Genomic DNA, 17,864 nt, shown 5'->3' on the forward strand with positions numbered 1-17,864 from the left:
GAGTCTGTTTATTTCACCTGTCTCAGATTTATGAAAACCTTGAAGATCGCAACCCGGCAGAGTCCATTGGCTTTATGGCAAGCTGAACATATCCGTGCCCGTTTAATGGATCTGTATCCTGATCTGACAGTTGAGCTGGTGACTTTTGTCACGCAAGGGGACAAAATTCTGGATACCCCTTTGGCAAAAATTGGCGGTAAGGGGCTATTCGTAAAAGAATTAGAAGCAGCTTTGCTCGATGGTCGTGCTGATCTGGCCGTGCACTCCATGAAAGATGTGCCGATGGCGTTACCTGAAGGGTTAATTTTGGGAGGGATCTGTGAGCGTGAAGATCCGCTCGATGCTTTTGTTTCCAATCATTACTCTCATTTTGATGAATTACCTGCGGGTGCCAAAGTTGGTACATCGAGTTTGCGCCGTAAATGCCAGATTCTGAAGCAACGCCCGGATTTAACGATTATTGATTTGCGTGGCAATGTCGGCACACGCTTGTCGAAGCTAGATGCAGGTGATTATGACGCGATTATTTTAGCCAGTGCGGGATTGAAACGTTTAGGCTTGGCCCAGCGTATCCGTCATAGCTTGGCTGCTGAAATTAGCTTACCCGCTGTTGGACAGGGTGCCTTAGGACTGGAATGTCGTGCAAATGATGAGACTGTTCTTGATTTGATTGCACCCTTGCTACACAGCGAAACCTCTGCTTGTGTGCGTGCCGAGCGTGCCATGAATGCCTATTTAGAAGGGGGGTGTCAGGTACCGATTGCAGGTTATGCTACATTGTCTGAAGGACAATTGTCTCTCGAAGGGCGAGTGGGAAGTGCTGATGGTCAAACACTTTTGGTCGCACAAGTCACAGGTCCTACAGCAGAGGCTGAACAGTTGGGGCAGCAACTGGCGAAGAACTTGCTGGATCAAGGAGCTGGGGAATTGTTGCAGGCGCTATACCAATCTTAAGCATGTGGTTTATTAATACGCGTCCACAAGATCGTGCGGATAACTTAACTGCTGCGTTGACTGCAGAGGGTATCCGGGTCAAAAGTCTGCCGCTCCTAGAGTTGAGTGCTTGTGTATGGACACCTGCCTTGGCCACACTTTATGCTGAGCTGCCGCAAGCGGATATGGTGGTGGTGGTTAGTCCTACTGCGGTACGAATCGGAATGCAGTACTTGCAACAGGCCGGAATTAGTCTACAGCTACTCGCATCTGTACAATGGATTGCTGTGGGTAAAGCTACGGCACAGGTCCTCGCTGAATACGGAATTTCTAGCCATGTGCCCGAGGTGGAAACTTCAGAGGGCATGTTGAGTCTTCCGTTGTTTCAGCAGACATCAGTCAATACCATTGCGTTCTGGCGTGGAGAAGGTGGACGCCAGTTTATGATGCAGCATTTGCAGCAGCAAGGTGTGCGTATTCTGAATTTTGTGTTGTATCAGCGTGTCTGCCCGAAAGAGACGCTCACCACCTGGCAGGAGTGGTTGCCTATCCTGCATCAGAAGCCGGCACCGGTCTGGATGTTGGTGACGAGTGAAGCGAGCTGGCTAAACTGGCTGTCTTTGATTGATCGTGATGAATTGCCATGGTCTGATTTTCACTTTTTAGTCTTGGGGCCGCGTTTATCTGATTTACTGCAACAGGCGGATGTCCCGCAGCCTTTACATGTATTGCAATTAGCCAATTTACAACCGGAAACCATTTTACAGCAGATTAAAGTGTGGCAAGAGGAAGCATGAAGAAAGTTGTTGGCGTGTTGATTATCCTGAGCTTGGTCTGGTTGGGAAAAGTATCTTACGATGTGTTTCAGATCCACGGAGAGTGGGTTCAACTACAAGATAAACTCGTAAAACTTGAGCAAAACAATGCTGCCTTGAATGATGAAGTAGTGGCCTTGCAGCGACAAGTACCATCTACAGTGACGTCCGTACCTTCTTCAACCACTTCCTCACAGCAAAATCCATCAGCGGCTCAGCTCGTTGCACTTCAGGGTGTGGAACCCGTACGTGTGATTCAACAGCACAGTGAACTGATCCAGTTTGCATTGCAACAACAACAATATATCTATGCGATTGAGCAATTGAATCGCTTAGATCGCGAGCTGGAAACGTATGATTTATCTCCCGCACTCAAACAAAGCTTGCATCAAGTTTTAGCGAAAGATCGCATGACGATACAGCAATATGTCGTTGCACGTAACGCCCAGCAAAATACACTGGATGCTTTGTTAGGGCAGATAGACCGTTTGTTGACGCAAACTTTGCAAAATTCTGTGCTTAACCCAGGTCAACTGGAGCCACAGCATTTTTGGCAAAAATGGCTGCAAGTTGAACGTGTAAAACAGCCAAATGTTGAGCTAGCTAATCGTTCACTGATTTTAAAAGAAGCTCAACTGCGTTTGTTATTGGCTCGACAGGCTTTATTAAAAGGACAATATTTAGAATATCAAGAAATTTTGAATACTGTGATTCAGCAACTAGAAATGTTACCTGATCAGGGTAGTCAACAGTTAAAACAGCGATTGCTCAAAGCGAAAAGTTTGCCCGTGTTGCCTGCCCCTAAATTAGCAGTGCAAGCTGTCTTGGGTGGAGCATAATGCAATGAAAGCGATTTTATTGGCCTATGCCTTTATTGGTTTGTTGTTAATCGCATTGCTCAGTTTGTTGAGTTATGGGTATGGTCCAGGTTATGTCTATCTCCTATGGCGCGATTGGCAGATCCAAAGTAATTTGTGGGTGCTATTTTTCACGTTGGCCCTATTGAGTTTATTTTTACAGCTCTGTTGGTTAGCTTTGAAGCGTTATTTAACCCGCAAGCAACGTGAAACTGAAAGTGTACTCAATTTCAAGCACCTACATCCCTATGAACAGCTTGCCGTGATTTGGTTACTCGATGCGGGACGTGATCAGCAGTCTTTTATTGAACAGGTCTTTTTACAGTCTGGTTTATTGAAAGGTGTAATGGCTGCTCGTCTGGCAGTCATGCAAGGTCAGTATGAGCAGGCATTAAAAAGTTTAGAGCAAACGCCTGCGATGGCTTTTGAATTGGTGGAAATACAGCGTATAGAAATTTATTTGACGCAAAAAAATGCTGAGCAGGCCTTAACGCATCTAGAGTTTTTAAGTCAGCATACTTTATCGCCGTGGTTACAGGAGATCCAAGTTGCTTATCAGCAGCGTTTAACGGTGCTCTGGGGAATGTTTGCGATACAACATCCGTGGGCGTATTTGCGTTCGACGCGTTATGGTCATTTAGAAGCTGAAACTAAACTACTCTGGTTGCAACAGTTATTACAGCAATTTGATCAAGCTTCAATCGATGATTTGCAGGCCTTACAACAACGCTATCTAGATTTGGAAGAACAAATTGAACAACGTAGCTACGCGACTCGGATGCTCTGGCTGAAGCTCTTGGCCCGAATGCCAGAAATGGCGGTTGCACATGAGCATCTAGCACTGCAGTTGCTGAATGAGCAGTTTAATCAGGAAGTGTTTTATCTGTGGTTTCAGCAACAGTTACTCAAACAACAACCAGATTATGGACGTATTGAAGCTCATATTTTTCAGCTTCAAGCTAGATATCCAGGTGTACCCGTATTAACTTTTGCCGAATGGTATATCTATGATGCAACAGGACAGAATGAGGCTGCGGATCAATTATTGGATCGTTATCCTGATAATGTTTTGATGAGTTATTTGCGTATTAAATCAGTGTTAAAAGGCCGGGATGACTTGATTGTACAGTTAAATTATATCTTTGAAAAAGATGCTAATTTTATAGAAATTAAAATATAATTTGAGTGATTAATAAAAATTATAAGCGATACTGTGGTTAGTTGTTTTAATTAAACTAACCGCGTACCTTATCCATATATTTTGTTTTTATATTGTATAAATATGAGAACAGTGTTTATTTTTATAACTTGTTTTATGAATCATTGTTCATTAATTTGGTTGAGCTTTTTATATACATTATTGGTCCACTCTTTACTTGGAGATTTATCGAAAAATAAGATACGGCTATAGTTTTACCTCTTCTTACCAATGAGAATGAAAAATTAAGATAAATGTTGAGTATTGGAAGCAAAACAGGTGAATCTTAAAGTTATCTTAATAGTCATAGAATAGTCATTTTTATTTTTGAATAACTAAAAAATAGGAATTCAGATTAAATTAAGCTTTTAAATCATATGGTGTTAATTAATCGATGCCATTATTTTTGTTAATTATTGTTATGTAGAAAATATTTAACTCTTGATTATTTAATTTAATAAAAATATTATTGCGGTGAAATTGATTTCACCGTGCATAATTATTATGAACTGTATTTGGAGAGTTAACCAAAGATGAAACCGGATTTAAGTAACCTTTCTGTCGATGAATTAAAACGTTTACAGCTTGAAGCTGAAGCTTTAATTGAATCAAAAAAAGATCAAGCAATCGAAGACGCTTATAATCAGATCATGGCAATTGCTGAAAATGTTGGCTTAAGCATTGAACAGATTATGGAAATGGGTGCGCAAAAGCGTAAACAAACCACACGTAAATCTGTAGAGCCTCGCTACCGTAATCGTAATAATCCAGAAGAGACCTGGACTGGTCGTGGGAAACAACCACGCTGGTTGGTTGCTGAACTGGAAAAAGGTGCAAACCTTGAGGACTTTCTGATTTAACCTGGCTGTTTTATCTGTTGACCCTTTTTATTTTAAAAGCCGAGTGGAAACACTGGGCTTTTTTTATTTGTGCTGAATTTTATACAATTTAAACTATCTTTGTGCAATTTGCTGTGTGCAAACTATGGGATAGTGTCAGATTAAGTTCGACCAGTGTCGTAACAGATCGAACGCAGCACTGTTGCGATAGCATGTTATGATAAATGCAAATCATAAACTGAAAGAGAGTTTCATGACTTGGAAATTGCAAGCAATTACCGGTGAATTTGCGGGGCAGGAAATTAATATTGATCGTGATATGCTGGTCGGACGCCATCAGGATGCTGATATTCTTTTGCAGTCCGCTGAGATTTCACGTCGCCATGCGGCTTTTTTACTAAAAGAGCAGGGCTTATGGTTACAAGATTTGAACTCATCGAATGGTACTTTTGTAAATGAAGTCCGTATTCAGAATGAAACTTTACTGAATAGTGGTGATACCATTCAGTTTGCCAGCCTGAAATTTACAGTTTCTGCAGCAGCTTCAGCCTTAGATGTGCCAGAAATTGGGATTGAACCTGTTGTTGAAACTACAAAAACCGCGGCAGAGCAGATGGCTGATCAAGGCATGCCGAGTCTGAATGAACGTGCAGCGGAAGTGTCCGTGAATCGTGATGGGATGCCACAGCGTGTTGCTGTACCTAAACCAGCACCGATTCCTGAGGGTATTGATTTAAATGCCAAGAGAGAACCAGAGCCGGTTGCTATTACTGAGCCTGTGTCTCGTGTTGCGCAGGAAAAAGAACAGCAGAAAAATGCCTCTATCGGCTTAATTACCATTATTAGTTTGGTGATTTTGGCTGTCTTGGCGTGGTTGCTATTGAAGTAACCCATCTGGTGGGCTTAAGGCATGCTTGGCATGCCTTTATCTTTTTGAGGATGTGTATATGTCAATTGCTCAGTTGGCTCAACGTGATCTTATTCTTTTTGACCTGGATGGCACGCTGGTTGATTCGGCCGCAGATTTATTCCGAGCGCTCAATATCAGCCTAAACAGCATGCAAATGCCGCTAGTGACTGAAGCACAGGTGCGTGTCTGGGTGGGTAAGGGAGCTGCAAAACTTTGTGAAGCGGCATTGCAACATATCACAGGTAAGGTAGAGGCTTTGGAGCATCAGCAATTGTTGCAAAAGTTTATGCAGGTTTATGCTGCGGATCTCTGTGTAAATACTCAAATTTATCCGGGTGTAGCTGAGTTTCTGGACTATTGTCAGGAACAGCAGCTGAAAATGGCCTGTGTCACCAATAAACCGCAACATTTGGCAAAAGGGCTATTGCAGCAATTAAAGCTCTCGCATTACTTCCAACTGGTATTGGGAGGTGACAGTCTGCCCCAGAAAAAACCGCACCCATTGCCGTTATTACATAGTGTCGAGGTCTTACACAGTCATCTCCACACGACTTTAATGATTGGTGATTCGAGCAATGATGTTGAAGCCGCACGCCAAGCCGGTATAGATTGTATTGTGGTCAGCTATGGCTATAATCATGGTGAAGATATTTATTGTTGTCAGCCACAACAAGTAATTGATGACTTAAGAGAATTAATCAGTACCCCTCAATAAAGGGGTGTTTCAAATGTGGAAGGAAATAGGAATGCAGCATTGTACGGTTTTTCGATGGCGTCACTCAGATTCATAACGCGAACATCACTTGATCCATCGAACCCGATTAGAGATTCCTTATGACAACACTTGCACAATTTGAACAGCTTCAACATGCCGGTTATAACACCATTCCGGTTTACCGTCAGCGCTTGGCCGATACTGAAACGCCTTTATCGGTTTTTGCACGTTTAAAAGACCATCCTCAAGCCTATTTATTTGAATCGGTCGAAGGGGGTGAAAACTGGGCGCGCTATTCCATTATTGGTTTGGGTGAGTCCACGATCTTCTCTTGCAATGAAGGCTTACTGACCATCCAGCAACCGGATGGTGAGTTGTTGACTCAGGAGTGTCAGGATCCGTTTCAGTTTATCCGTGATTTCCAGCAGCAATATAAAGTGCCTGGACATGACTTGGTACCAGGTTTGCCAAGCTTTACCGGAGGATTGGTCGGCTATTTTGGTTATGATGCGGTACGTTATATTGAGCCTAAGCTGAAAAATATTCCTGAAGCTGATCCGGTGGGTTTGCCGGATATCTGGATGATGCTGTCCAAGACGGTGATTGTGTTTGATAATTTAAAAGATACGCTGTTTTTGATTACGCATGCGGATGCAGCGCAAGCGGATGCCTATGCCCAAGCCGAACAGGTCTTGGATCAGATTGAAGCGTTATTGGCACAGCCGGTACAGTTGCAGGCGAAACCACACACCCCGCCGCATTTTGAATCCATGACGGGCAAAGAGAAGTACATTGCGACTGTGAATAAGGTCAAAAAATACATTCGCGCCGGGGATGTCATGCAGGTGGTGCCAGGGCAGCGTATGGTGTCGGATTTCGATGGTGATCCGATCTCAGTCTATCGTGCTTTACGTCACTTAAATCCATCCCCCTATTTGTTCCTTGTGCAAGGACAGACGCTAGATAATAAAAAACCGTTTCATATTGTCGGTTCTTCACCGGAAATTCTGTCTCGCCTGGAAAATGGCATTGCCACCGTGCGTCCGATTGCCGGTACACGTCCACGCGGTAAAACCAAAGAAGAAGATCTAGCGCTGGAAAAAGATTTACTGTCGGATGAAAAAGAAATCGCCGAGCATCTCATGCTGATCGATTTAGGGCGTAATGATGTCGGACGCGTGGCCAAAATTGGTAAAGTGCAAGTCACTGATCAAATGGTAATCGAACGTTATTCGCATGTCATGCATATTGTGTCCAATGTGCAGGCCGAAGTACGTGATGGTGTCGATGCCCTGGATGTTTTTAAGGCAACTTTCCCAGCAGGTACGCTCTCAGGTGCACCAAAAATCCGTGCTATGGAAATTATTGATGAAGTTGAACCATTAAAGCGTGGTGTTTTTGGTGGGGCAGTGGGTTATTTGGGTTGGCATGGTGAAATGGACATGTCGATTGCGATTCGTACCTGCGTGATTCGTGAAAATAAGGTCTATGTACAGGCAGGTGCAGGGGTGGTTGCAGACTCAAATCCAGAATCTGAGTGGAATGAAACCCAAATAAAAGCTCGCGCAGTGATCAAAGCGGTTGAATTATCATCAAATGGTTTGATTTTATGAGTTTTTAGCGGTTTTTTTTGAAAAACCGCTTGCATGCGCTGAAAGTTTTGCTAAACTGCACACCGTTCCGATACGAAATGTACGAAACGATAGAAAGAGCCGGCATAGCTCAGTTGGTAGAGCAACTGACTTGTAATCAGTAGGTCCACAGTTCGAATCCGTGTGCCGGCACCATCTTCTAGAGTGTGTAAAATCGTAAAGAACTGCACTGAAATAAGTGTGATATGGTGAGATTCCCGAGCGGTCAAAGGGAACAGACTGTAACTCTGTCGCGTAAGCTTCGAAGGTTCGAATCCTTCTCTCACCACCAACTTTAACTTCGAATGAAGTGTTATTGTACCAACACTGTGCGGGAGTAGCTCAGTTGGTAGAGCGGCAGCCTTCCAAGCTGCATGTCGCGAGTTCGATCCTCGTCTCCCGCTCCATCCGAAGATTATCGCTCTTATAGCTCAGTGGTAGAGCACTCCCTTGGTAAGGGAGAGGTCTCGAGTTCAAATCTCGATAAGAGCTCCAGATATACAGCTTAGTAGTTTTAACTACAAAATTTTTAAAGAAGCAGGCTTTTAAGTCTGCTTTTCAAGTATTAAGCGTCTGATTTTTTTTAGGTGATATGTCGGAACTGAGTGGTCTCAGGGTTTTGTTCGACGTAAACGAGGATGATCATCATGGCTAAAGCCAAGTTTGAACGTAATAAACCACACGTAAACGTGGGCACAATCGGTCACGTTGACCATGGTAAAACTACTCTTACTGCTGCGATTGCAACTATCTGTGCAAAAACTTACGGCGGTGAAGCGAAAGATTACTCACAAATCGACTCTGCTCCTGAAGAAAAAGCACGTGGTATTACCATTAATACTTCACACGTAGAATACGACTCTCCAACTCGTCACTACGCGCACGTTGACTGCCCAGGACACGCCGACTACGTTAAAAACATGATTACTGGTGCTGCTCAGATGGACGGCGCGATCCTTGTGTGTGCTGCGACTGACGGTCCAATGCCACAAACTCGTGAGCACATCCTTCTTTCTCGTCAGGTAGGTGTACCTTACATCATCGTATTCTTGAACAAATGCGACCTTGTAGACGACGAAGAGCTTCTTGAGCTAGTTGAAATGGAAGTTCGTGAACTTCTTTCTACTTATGACTTCCCAGGTGATGACACTCCAGTGATCCGTGGTTCTGCGCTTGCAGCACTTAATGGTGATGCTGGTCAATATGGCGAGTCTTCTGTTCTTGCTCTTGTTGAAGCGCTTGACTCTTACATTCCAGAACCAGAACGTGCTATCGACAAAGCATTCTTGATGCCAATCGAAGACGTATTCTCTATTTCTGGTCGTGGTACAGTCGTAACTGGCCGTGTAGAAGCAGGTATCATCAAAGTTGGTGAAGAGGTTGAAATCGTTGGTATCCGTGATACTACGAAAACAACTGTTACTGGCGTTGAAATGTTCCGTAAACTTCTTGACGAAGGCCGTGCGGGCGAGAACTGTGGTGTTCTTCTTCGTGGTACTAAGCGTGAAGACGTACAACGTGGTCAAGTACTTGCTAAACCAGGTACAATTAAGCCGCACACTAAATTCGACGCAGAAGTATACGTACTTTCTAAAGAAGAAGGTGGTCGTCACACTCCATTCCTAAATGGTTACCGTCCACAGTTCTACTTCCGTACAACTGACGTAACTGGTGCGATCCAGTTGAAAGAAGGCGTTGAAATGGTTATGCCAGGCGACAACGTTGAAATGTCAGTAGAATTGATCCACCCAATCGCAATGGACCCAGGTCTACGTTTTGCGATCCGTGAAGGTGGTCGTACTGTAGGTGCTGGTGTTGTTGCGAAAGTAACTGCATAATATAATAAGTTGTGTTGCAAGCCGGGAGCTACGGTTCTCGGTTTGTGTTGTAGGCCAGTAGTTCAATTGGTAGAGCGTCGGTCTCCAAAACCGAATGTTGGGGGTTCGAGTCCCTCCTGGCCTGCCATTTTTTCTAAATAAAAAGCTTGATGCTGGCTGAACTGTCCTATAATAAGTCGCGAATTCTACGACGAGTACAAAAATGTCGAATGATAAATCGCGTGACGCATTAAGCGAAGCGCCTATCCCTCAAAGAAATAATCCTGCTGAAGTTGTTGGTTCGAGTTCGCCTTTAGATATTGTGCTCTGGGTGATTGCATTAGGATTATTAATTGCTGCAACCTTGGTGAATCAGCATTTGCCAGCGTACTGGGCACCAGCAAATGATATTTGGGTGCGCGTTGGGGTAATTTTGGCTTGTATCATCGTGGCTTTAGGTTTATTATACGCCACCCATCAAGGCAAAGGCTTTTCGCGTTTATTGAAAGATTCGCGAGTCGAGCTGCGTCGAGTCACTTGGCCAACCAAACAGGAAACTGTCAGTACCTCTTGGCAGGTGTTGTTGGTTGTAGTTGTGGCCTCACTGGTATTGTGGGGTTTTGATTACGCGTTGGGTTGGTTGATTAAGCTAATTATCGGGTAAAAGAGCTATGAAACGTTGGTATATTATTCATGCCTATTCTGGTTATGAAAAGCAGGTGATGCGTTCACTGAATGAGCGAATCCAGCGTAGCGCTGTTGCCGATAGTTTTGGTGAAGTTCTTGTTCCTACCGAAGAAGTGGTAGAAATGAAGGATGGCAAGAAGCGTAAGTCTGAGCGTAAATTCTTTCCAGGCTATGTGTTAGTCGAAATGGAAATGAATGATGAAACTTGGCACATCGTGAAAGAATGTCCGAAAGTGCTTGGTTTTATTGGTGGTACGGCAGAAAAACCGGCACCAATTACGCAAAAAGAAGCAGATGCGATTCTTGCTCGTGTGCGCAATACTGGTGAAGCACCTCGTCCGAAGACGATGTTTGAACCAGGTGAAGAATTACTTGTAATTGATGGTCCATTCACCGACTTTAAAGGCGTGGTGGAAGAAGTTCAATACGAGAAGTCACGTTTAACGTTGACGATTAATGTATTTAACCGACCAACTCAGGTTGAGCTGGAGTTTCGTCAAGTCGAAAAAACGATTTGATCTGAATTGGTTGAAAAACGCCCGATTTAGTCGGGCATTGTTATTGTAACAATACTGTTACGTGAATGATTGGGGAGCCTAACAGCGTTTGTACCCAGAGGTAATTTGAAATGGCTAAGAAGATTGACGGCTATATCAAGCTGCAAGTTCCAGCTGGTAAAGCGAATCCATCTCCACCGATTGGTCCTGCATTGGGTCAACGTGGTGTAAACATCATGGCATTCTGTAAAGAATTCAATGCTGCTACACAAAAACTTGAAGTGGGTCTACCAATTCCAGTCGTGATCACTGTGTACAACGACAAGTCGTTCACATTCATCATGAAAACTCCTCCTGCATCTATTCTTCTTAAGAAGGCTGCGGGTATCCAAAAGGGTTCATCTGTACCGAACAAAACTAAAGTTGGTAAGTTGACTCGTGCTCAGTTAGAAGAAATCGCGACTACTAAAGAACCAGATTTAACTGGTGCTGATTTAGACGCGCGTGTTCGTACCATCGCTGGTTCTGCACGTTCTATGGGCTTGGAAGTGGAGCTATAAGATATGGCAAAGTTAACTAAACGTCAAAAAGCCATTGCTGCTGCTGTAGAAGCAAACAAAGTTTACACTTTGGAAGAAGCTGTACAGGTTCTTGCTAGCTTGCCTGCTGCTAAGTTCAAAGAATCTTTGGATATCGCAGTAAATCTTGGTGTTGATCCACGTAAATCTGACCAAGTGGTTCGTGGTGCTACGACTCTTCCTGCTGGTACAGGTAAAACTGTACGCGTAGCAGTATTTGCTCAAGGCGCGCAAGCTGAGGCGGCTAAAGCTGCTGGTGCAGACATCGTTGGTTTCGATGACCTTGCTGAAAGCATCCAAGGTGGCAATCTTGACTTTGATGTTGTGATCGCTGCTCCAGACGCAATGCGTGTTGTAGGTAAGTTGGGTACGATTCTTGGTCCACGTGGCTTAATGCCAAACCCGAAAGTGGGTACTGTAACTCCTGACGTTGCTGGCGCTGTGAAAAATGCGAAAGCTGGTCAAGCACGTTACCGTGTAGACAAAGCAGGTATTATCCATGCTGCGATCGGTCAGGTAGATTTTGCTGCTGAAGCTGTTCGTCAAAACGTTGAAACTTTGATTGCTGACTTGAAAAAATTGAAGCCAGCAACTTCTAAAGGTGTCTACATCAAGAAGATCACTTTGAGCTCAACTATGGGTCCTGGTCTGACTGTTGATGTGAACAACGTTTCTAGCTAAGTCACGACTTAGACAGAATTTTAAAGCCCTGAGTAAGTTTTAAAGCCCTGCTTTAAAACTTACGCAAGAAACGCTCTGTCGTATTTTGCGAACTTAGGCAGACTTTGAATTGATAAATGTAAATTTATCAGCGTCAAAGACCTCAGGCGAGGGATGTTGTTTTTCGGAATAACATTCTTCTTAATACTCCAGCCTGCGTAGACGCGGTGGTGTGATTTATTCCTCCTCCGCGTGTAAGTCCAGTGATGGATTTACGAATTGGGAGTGTGCTTCGCGTAAGCGCATAAATCACCGTTAGGAGGTTTTACAATGGCTCTTCTTATCGAAGACAAAAAACAGATCGTTGCTGAAGTAGCTGAAGTTGCTTCTACAGCGTTTGCTGCTGTTGTTGCTGACTATCAAGGTTTAACTGTTGAGCAATTAACTGCTCTTCGTGTTGAAGCTCGTAAGCTTGGTGTTACTACACGTATCGTGCGTAATACTTTGGCTAAACGTGCTCTTCAAGATACTCAATTCAATATCTTGAACGACAACCTTGTTGGCCCAACAATCTTAGCTTTCTCGACTTCTGAAGACGATATGGGCGCTGCTGCTCGTTTGTTCGAAGAATTTGCAAAAACTAACAAAGCATTTGAACTTAAAGCTGCTGCCTTTGATGGCAAGGTTTATGAAGGTGCTGACGTTAGCGTGATCGCGAATCTTCCGAACCAAGAAAAAGCACTTACTATGCTTGCGTCTGTTCTTCAAGCTCCTATTTCGAAATTGGGTCGCCTCATTACAGCGCTCAAAGAGAAAAACGAGTCAGAAGCTGCTTAAGCTTGAATCTACTTTCACACCATTCAATATCCATTTGGAGTTACTCTCATGGCTTTAACTAACGAAGAAATCCTAAACGCAGTTGCTGAAAAAACTGTTCTTGAGCTTGTTGAACTTATCTCTGCTTTCGAAGAGAAATTCAACGTATCTGCTGCTGCTGTAGCTGTTGCTGCTGCTCCAGGCGCTGGCGCTGCTGCTGCTGAAGAACAAACTGAATTCAACGTTGAGTTGACTTCTTTCGGCGCGAACAAAGTTGCTGTAATTAAAGCAGTTCGTGAAGCAACTGGCCTTGGTCTTAAAGAAGCGAAAGATCTTGTTGAAGGTGCTCCACAAGTTCTTAAAGAAGGCGTTTCTAAAGAAGAAGGCGAAGAACTTAAGAAGAAACTTGAAGAAGCTGGTGCTACAGTTACACTTAAGTAATTCTTTAAGGAGTCGATTTTTTAATCGGCTCCATAAAATGGCTGATGGCTCTTGGGTCATCAGCCTTTTTGCGTTACAATAATCGGCTCGATTTTTGTTTGTTCGATAAAATAATCGTCAAATTCAAGAATAAATGAATAAAGATCAAATGTTTACCAGTATTTTTATTGCTGTGAAAATATTGTTAAGCGTTTTTATACCACTAAAATTGCAGCATTTGTAAACAGTGGTGGCCATATCGGCCTGCGTAATTCCTTCTAAGTCCGTTCTGCAGGCGGCTTAGTTTACTTTCCGAGGACTCCAGATGGCATACTCATATACCGAAAAGAAACGGATCCGTAAGAATTTTGGTAAATTGCCCCAAGTCATGGAAGCTCCGTACCTGCTCGCGATTCAAGTCGACTCGTACAGAACTTTCTTGCAAGATGGCAAAACTCCAAAAAACCGCGAAGATATCGGTCTCCAAGCCGCATTTCGTTCAGTTTTTCCGATTGAAAGTTATTCTGGCAATGCTGCTTTAGAATTTGTTGAGTATAGCCTAGGTAAACCTGAGTTCGATGTACGCGAATGTATCCTTCGCGGCTCGACTTATGCGGCACCTATGCGCGTTAAAATTCGTTTGATCATTAAAGATCGCGAAACAAAATCAATCAAAGACGTTCGTGAACAAGAAGTGTACATGGGTGAAATTCCACTCATGACCGAAAACGGTACGTTTGTGATTAACGGTACTGAGCGTGTAATCGTATCTCAGTTGCACCGTTCGCCAGGCGTATTCTTTGACCATGACAAAGGTAAGACCCACTCTAGTGGTAAAGTGTTGTATTCAGCACGTATCATTCCTTATCGCGGTTCATGGTTAGACTTCGAATTTGATGCCAAAGATCTGGTTTATGTACGTATTGACCGTCGTCGTAAATTATTGGCAACCGTGATCCTGCGTGCGCTAGGCTATAACAATGAACAGATCCTGAATTTGTTCTACGAAAAAGTGCCAGTGTACTTGGATATGGGCAGCTACCAGATTGACCTCGTTCCAGAGCGTCTACGTGGCGAAATGGCGCAATTCGACATTGCGGACAATGACGGTAAAGTGATTGTTGAGCAAGGCAAACGTATTAATGCGCGTCACGTACGTCAGATGGAAGCTGCGGGCATCCAGAAGCTTTCTGTACCTGATGAATACCTGTACGAACGTATCGTCGCAGAAAATGTTGAATTACGTGATGGTTCAGTGATTGAAGCCAATACCGTATTGAGCCATGAGATCATGGTGAAATTGGCTGAAGGTGGTGTTAAACAGTTTAACATCCTGTTCACCAATGACATTGACCGTGGTTCATTCGTTGCGGATTCTTTACGTGCCGATACAACTTCTGGTCGTGAAGAAGCACTGGTCGAAATTTATAAAGTGATGCGTCCAGGCGAGCCACCAACCAAAGAAGCCGCAGAGAACCTGTTCAATAACCTGTTCTTCTCTTCTGAGCGTTATGATCTTTCTCCAGTCGGTCGTATGAAGTTCAACCGTCGTTTGGGTCGTCCTTACGAAGTTGGTACTGATCAGAAGTCACGTGAAGTTGAAGGCATCCTGTCACATGATGACATCATTGATGTACTTCGTACTTTGGTTGAAATCCGTAACGGTAAAGGTGAAGTCGACGATATCGACCACTTGGGTAACCGTCGTGTCCGTTCAGTCGGTGAAATGACTGAAAACCAATTCCGTGTAGGTTTGGTCCGTGTTGAACGTGCGGTGAAAGAGCGTCTTTCACAAGCTGAAACTGATAACTTGTCGCCACAAGATTTGATCAATGCTAAACCAGTAGCTGCAGCGATCAAAGAATTCTTTGGTTCAAGCCAGTTGTCTCAGTTCATGGACCAAAACAACCCATTGTCTGAAATCACGCACAAGCGTCGTGTTTCTGCACTCGGTCCAGGTGGTTTGACGCGTGAACGTGCAGGCTTCGAAGTGCGTGACGTACACCAGACGCATTATGGTCGTGTATGTCCAATTGAAACACCTGAAGGTCCAAACATTGGTTTGATCAACTCGCTTTCTGTTTATGCGAAAGCCAATGACTTCGGTTTCTTGGAAACACCGTATCGTAAAGTGGTTGATGGTCGTGTAACAGACGAAGTTGAATACCTATCTGCGATTGAAGAAGTGGGTACTGTGATTGCACAGGCCGACTCGGCAATTGGTGCGGAAGGTCAGTTGACTGAAGAATTCGTTTCTGTTCGTCATCAAGGTGAATTTGTACGTATGCCACCAGAAAAAGTGACGCATATGGACGTATCTGCACAACAGGTCGTTTCTGTTGCTGCATCACTTATTCCGTTCCTTGAACACGATGACGCGAACCGTGCATTGATGGGTTCGAACATGCAACGTCAGGCAGTTCCAACGCTGATCGCGGATAAACCGTTGGTTGGTACCGGTATGGAAGCCAACGTTGCGCGTGACTCAGGTGTGTGTGTGATTGCGAAACGTGGCGGTACGATTGAATTCGTTGACGCATCACGTGTGGTGATTCGTGTTAATGAAGACGAAATGGTCGCAGGCGAAGCCGGTGTAGATATCTATAACCTGATCAAATACACACGTTCGAACCAGAACACCTGTATCAACCAGAAAGTTCTTGTGAATCTGGGTGATAAAGTCGGTCGTGGTGATGTATTGGCCGATGGTCCATCAACCGATGGTGGTGAATTGGCGCTTGGTCAAAACATGCGCGTTGCGTTCATGACCTGGAATGGTTACAACTACGAAGACTCGATCTTGCTCTCTGAGCGTGTTCTTCAGGAAGACCGTTTAACATCGATTCACATCCAGGAATTGTCATGTGTTGCACGTGATACCAAGTTGGGTGCTGAAGAAATCACTGCGGATATTCCGAACGTTGGTGAAGCTGCGCTGTCTAAACTGGATGAATCCGGTATCGTTTATATTGGTGCTGAAGTCACTGCAGGGGACATCCTTGTCGGTAAAGTGACACCAAAAGGCGAAACGCAATTAACACCTGAAGAAAAATTGCTTCGTGCAATCTTCGGTGAAAAAGCGGCAGACGTTAAAGACTCCTCTTTACGTGTTCCATCTGGTACTAAAGGTACAGTCATTGACGTTCAAGTCTTCACCCGTGACGGTCTGGAAAAAGATGACCGTGCATTGGCGATTGAAAAAGCGCAATTGGATGCTTACCGCAAAGACTTGAAAGAAGAATACAAAATCTTCGAAGAAGCAGCACGTGAACGTATTATCCGCCTGTTGAATAACCAAGTTTCGAATGGTGGTGGTAGCACTAAACGTGGTGACAAACTGTCTGAAGACGTATTGTCAGGTTTAGAGCTGGTTGATCTGCTTGAAATCCAGCCAGTAGATGAAGCCATTGCTGAGCGTTTATCACAAATTCAAGTGTTCTTGAAAGAGAAGAGCGCAGAAATTGATGAACGTTTTGCTGAGAAGAAACGCAAACTTTCGACTGGTGATGAACTCACCACGGGCGTATTGAAAGTTGTGAAAGTCTACTTGGCCGTTAAACGTCGTATCCAGCCAGGTGATAAGATGGCGGGTCGTCACGGTAACAAGGGTGTTGTATCTAACATTCTACCAGTTGAAGACATGCCGCACGATGCCAATGGTGTTCCAGTAGACGTGGTATTGAACCCGCTCGGCGTACCATCGCGTATGAACGTGGGTCAGATTCTCGAAACTCACTTGGGCTTGGCAGCGAAAGGCTTGGGTGAGCAAATCGACAAGATGCTCAAACAGCAGCGTACGATCCTTGAATTGCGTGAATTCCTTGACAAGATTTACAACAAGGTTGGTGGTGAGCAGGAACAGCTTGATACCCTGACTGATGAAGAAATCTTGAAACTTTCAGGTAACTTGCGTGCCGGTGTTCCATTAGGAACTCCTGTATTCGATGGTGCGGAAGAGTCTCAGATTAAAGAATTGCTTGATCTGGCTGGTTATTCAAAAACAGGTCAAATGGACTTGTATGATGGCCGTACCGGTGAGAAATTTGACCGTCCTGTAACTGTAGGTTACATGTACATGCTCAAACTGAACCACTTGGTTGATGACAAGATGCATGCGCGTTCTACCGGTTCTTACTCGCTTGTAACGCAACAACCATTGGGTGGTAAAGCGCAGTTCGGTGGTCAGCGTTTCGGTGAGATGGAGGTTTGGGCACTTGAAGCATATGGTGCAGCGTACACGCTACAAGAAATGCTGACAGTGAAATCGGATGACGTCGAAGGACGTACACGCATCTATAAGAACATTGTAGATGGCAACCATTATATGGATCCGGGCATGCCTGAATCGTTCAACGTATTGACCAAAGAGATCCGTTCTTTAGGTATCAACATTGAACTGAAAAATGGTGATTAAGGCTTAAGCCTCACGAATTTTCAGGTAAACACAATATTTGTGACCCAGTCGGGTGAGCCAAGCTCCCCGACACACGG

16 protein-coding genes and 5 tRNA genes are annotated in these 17,864 nt (G+C 44.2%); all 21 read left to right on the forward strand.

The window, feature by feature from the left end:
- The first annotated feature begins 30 nt into the window (after positions 1-30).
- Complete coding sequence (gene hemC, locus PGW99_RS01020) at positions 31-954, forward strand: hydroxymethylbilane synthase (RefSeq protein ID WP_273778234.1); 924 nt, start codon at positions 31-33, stop codon at positions 952-954.
- A 2-nt stretch (positions 955-956) separates the two neighbouring features.
- Positions 957-1,730 carry a uroporphyrinogen-III synthase gene (locus PGW99_RS01025; protein WP_273778235.1) on the forward strand — a complete coding sequence of 258 codons (774 nt, stop codon included), beginning with the start codon at positions 957-959 and terminating at the stop codon, positions 1,728-1,730.
- Entirely contained in the window at positions 1,727-2,587 is an 861-nt protein-coding gene (locus PGW99_RS01030; RefSeq protein WP_273778236.1) for a hypothetical protein, read from the forward strand. The genes PGW99_RS01025 and PGW99_RS01030 overlap by 4 nt, the downstream gene beginning before the upstream one ends.
- A gap of 4 nt (positions 2,588-2,591) precedes the next feature.
- Positions 2,592-3,785, forward strand: coding sequence for a heme biosynthesis protein HemY (locus PGW99_RS01035; RefSeq protein WP_273778237.1), 1,194 nt, complete (start codon positions 2,592-2,594; stop codon positions 3,783-3,785).
- 551 nt (positions 3,786-4,336) lie between these two features.
- Positions 4,337-4,663, forward strand: coding sequence for an H-NS histone family protein (locus tag PGW99_RS01040; RefSeq protein WP_273778238.1), 327 nt, complete (start codon positions 4,337-4,339; stop codon positions 4,661-4,663).
- Positions 4,664-4,895: 232 nt separating this feature from the next.
- Positions 4,896-5,531, forward strand: a complete 636-nt coding sequence (locus PGW99_RS01045; RefSeq protein ID WP_273778239.1) for an FHA domain-containing protein — start codon at positions 4,896-4,898, stop codon at positions 5,529-5,531.
- Between the two features lie 58 nt (positions 5,532-5,589).
- On the forward strand, positions 5,590-6,267 hold the full coding sequence (locus PGW99_RS01050; RefSeq protein ID WP_273778240.1) for a phosphoglycolate phosphatase: 678 nt from the start codon (positions 5,590-5,592) through the stop codon (positions 6,265-6,267).
- A 119-nt stretch (positions 6,268-6,386) separates the two neighbouring features.
- Positions 6,387-7,880: an anthranilate synthase component I gene (gene trpE, locus PGW99_RS01055; protein ID WP_273778241.1), complete on the forward strand. Its 1,494-nt coding sequence runs from the start codon at positions 6,387-6,389 to the stop codon at positions 7,878-7,880.
- 98 nt (positions 7,881-7,978) lie between these two features.
- A tRNA-Thr gene (locus tag PGW99_RS01060) sits at positions 7,979-8,054 on the forward strand.
- 52 nt (positions 8,055-8,106) lie between these two features.
- Positions 8,107-8,190: transfer RNA gene (locus PGW99_RS01065), tRNA-Tyr, on the forward strand.
- A 39-nt stretch (positions 8,191-8,229) separates the two neighbouring features.
- Positions 8,230-8,305 (forward strand) — tRNA-Gly (locus tag PGW99_RS01070).
- A gap of 13 nt (positions 8,306-8,318) precedes the next feature.
- Positions 8,319-8,393 (forward strand) — tRNA-Thr (locus PGW99_RS01075).
- A 152-nt stretch (positions 8,394-8,545) separates the two neighbouring features.
- On the forward strand, positions 8,546-9,736 hold the full coding sequence (gene tuf, locus PGW99_RS01080; RefSeq protein ID WP_273778242.1) for an elongation factor Tu: 1,191 nt from the start codon (positions 8,546-8,548) through the stop codon (positions 9,734-9,736).
- Positions 9,737-9,787: 51 nt separating this feature from the next.
- Positions 9,788-9,863, forward strand: a tRNA-Trp gene (locus PGW99_RS01085).
- A gap of 75 nt (positions 9,864-9,938) precedes the next feature.
- Complete coding sequence (gene secE / locus PGW99_RS01090; RefSeq protein ID WP_273778243.1) at positions 9,939-10,379, forward strand: preprotein translocase subunit SecE; 441 nt, start codon at positions 9,939-9,941, stop codon at positions 10,377-10,379.
- 7 nt (positions 10,380-10,386) lie between these two features.
- Entirely contained in the window at positions 10,387-10,920 is a 534-nt protein-coding gene (nusG, locus tag PGW99_RS01095) for a transcription termination/antitermination protein NusG (RefSeq protein ID WP_011182015.1), read from the forward strand.
- A gap of 110 nt (positions 10,921-11,030) precedes the next feature.
- Entirely contained in the window at positions 11,031-11,459 is a 429-nt protein-coding gene (rplK, locus tag PGW99_RS01100) for a 50S ribosomal protein L11 (protein WP_004637639.1), read from the forward strand.
- Between the two features lie 3 nt (positions 11,460-11,462).
- Complete coding sequence (gene rplA, locus PGW99_RS01105; RefSeq protein WP_273778244.1) at positions 11,463-12,158, forward strand: 50S ribosomal protein L1; 696 nt, start codon at positions 11,463-11,465, stop codon at positions 12,156-12,158.
- Positions 12,159-12,467: 309 nt separating this feature from the next.
- Complete coding sequence (rplJ, locus tag PGW99_RS01110; RefSeq protein ID WP_273778245.1) at positions 12,468-12,974, forward strand: 50S ribosomal protein L10; 507 nt, start codon at positions 12,468-12,470, stop codon at positions 12,972-12,974.
- Positions 12,975-13,022: 48 nt separating this feature from the next.
- Positions 13,023-13,394 carry a 50S ribosomal protein L7/L12 gene (gene rplL, locus PGW99_RS01115; protein ID WP_004985065.1) on the forward strand — a complete coding sequence of 124 codons (372 nt, stop codon included), beginning with the start codon at positions 13,023-13,025 and terminating at the stop codon, positions 13,392-13,394.
- 304 nt (positions 13,395-13,698) lie between these two features.
- Complete coding sequence (rpoB, locus tag PGW99_RS01120; RefSeq protein ID WP_273778246.1) at positions 13,699-17,787, forward strand: DNA-directed RNA polymerase subunit beta; 4,089 nt, start codon at positions 13,699-13,701, stop codon at positions 17,785-17,787.
- Positions 17,788-17,864: the final 77 nt, after the last annotated feature.

It is taken from the genome of Acinetobacter sp. GSS19 (assembly GCF_028621895.1).
Lineage (GTDB): Bacteria > Pseudomonadota > Gammaproteobacteria > Pseudomonadales > Moraxellaceae > Acinetobacter.

Bases quoted from the DNA above. Each gene is read 5' to 3' on its own strand.
- rplA (WP_273778244.1), top strand. From the start codon at position 11,463: ATGGCAAAGTTAACTAAACGTCAAAAAGCCATTGCTGCTGCTGTAGAA.
- hemC (WP_273778234.1), top strand. From the start codon at position 31: ATGAAAACCTTGAAGATCGCAACCCGGCAGAGTCCATTGGCTTTATGG.
- PGW99_RS01025 (WP_273778235.1), top strand. From the start codon at position 957: ATGTGGTTTATTAATACGCGTCCACAAGATCGTGCGGATAACTTAACT.
- tuf (WP_273778242.1), top strand. From the start codon at position 8,546: ATGGCTAAAGCCAAGTTTGAACGTAATAAACCACACGTAAACGTGGGC.
- rplJ (WP_273778245.1), top strand. From the start codon at position 12,468: ATGGCTCTTCTTATCGAAGACAAAAAACAGATCGTTGCTGAAGTAGCT.
- PGW99_RS01050 (WP_273778240.1), top strand. From the start codon at position 5,590: ATGTCAATTGCTCAGTTGGCTCAACGTGATCTTATTCTTTTTGACCTG.
- rplK (WP_004637639.1), top strand. From the start codon at position 11,031: ATGGCTAAGAAGATTGACGGCTATATCAAGCTGCAAGTTCCAGCTGGT.
- rpoB (WP_273778246.1), top strand. From the start codon at position 13,699: ATGGCATACTCATATACCGAAAAGAAACGGATCCGTAAGAATTTTGGT.
- rplL (WP_004985065.1), top strand. From the start codon at position 13,023: ATGGCTTTAACTAACGAAGAAATCCTAAACGCAGTTGCTGAAAAAACT.
- PGW99_RS01040 (WP_273778238.1), top strand. From the start codon at position 4,337: ATGAAACCGGATTTAAGTAACCTTTCTGTCGATGAATTAAAACGTTTA.
- trpE (WP_273778241.1), top strand. From the start codon at position 6,387: ATGACAACACTTGCACAATTTGAACAGCTTCAACATGCCGGTTATAAC.
- nusG (WP_011182015.1), top strand. From the start codon at position 10,387: ATGAAACGTTGGTATATTATTCATGCCTATTCTGGTTATGAAAAGCAG.
- PGW99_RS01035 (WP_273778237.1), top strand. From the start codon at position 2,592: ATGAAAGCGATTTTATTGGCCTATGCCTTTATTGGTTTGTTGTTAATC.
- PGW99_RS01030 (WP_273778236.1), top strand. From the start codon at position 1,727: ATGAAGAAAGTTGTTGGCGTGTTGATTATCCTGAGCTTGGTCTGGTTG.
- PGW99_RS01045 (WP_273778239.1), top strand. From the start codon at position 4,896: ATGACTTGGAAATTGCAAGCAATTACCGGTGAATTTGCGGGGCAGGAA.
- secE (WP_273778243.1), top strand. From the start codon at position 9,939: ATGTCGAATGATAAATCGCGTGACGCATTAAGCGAAGCGCCTATCCCT.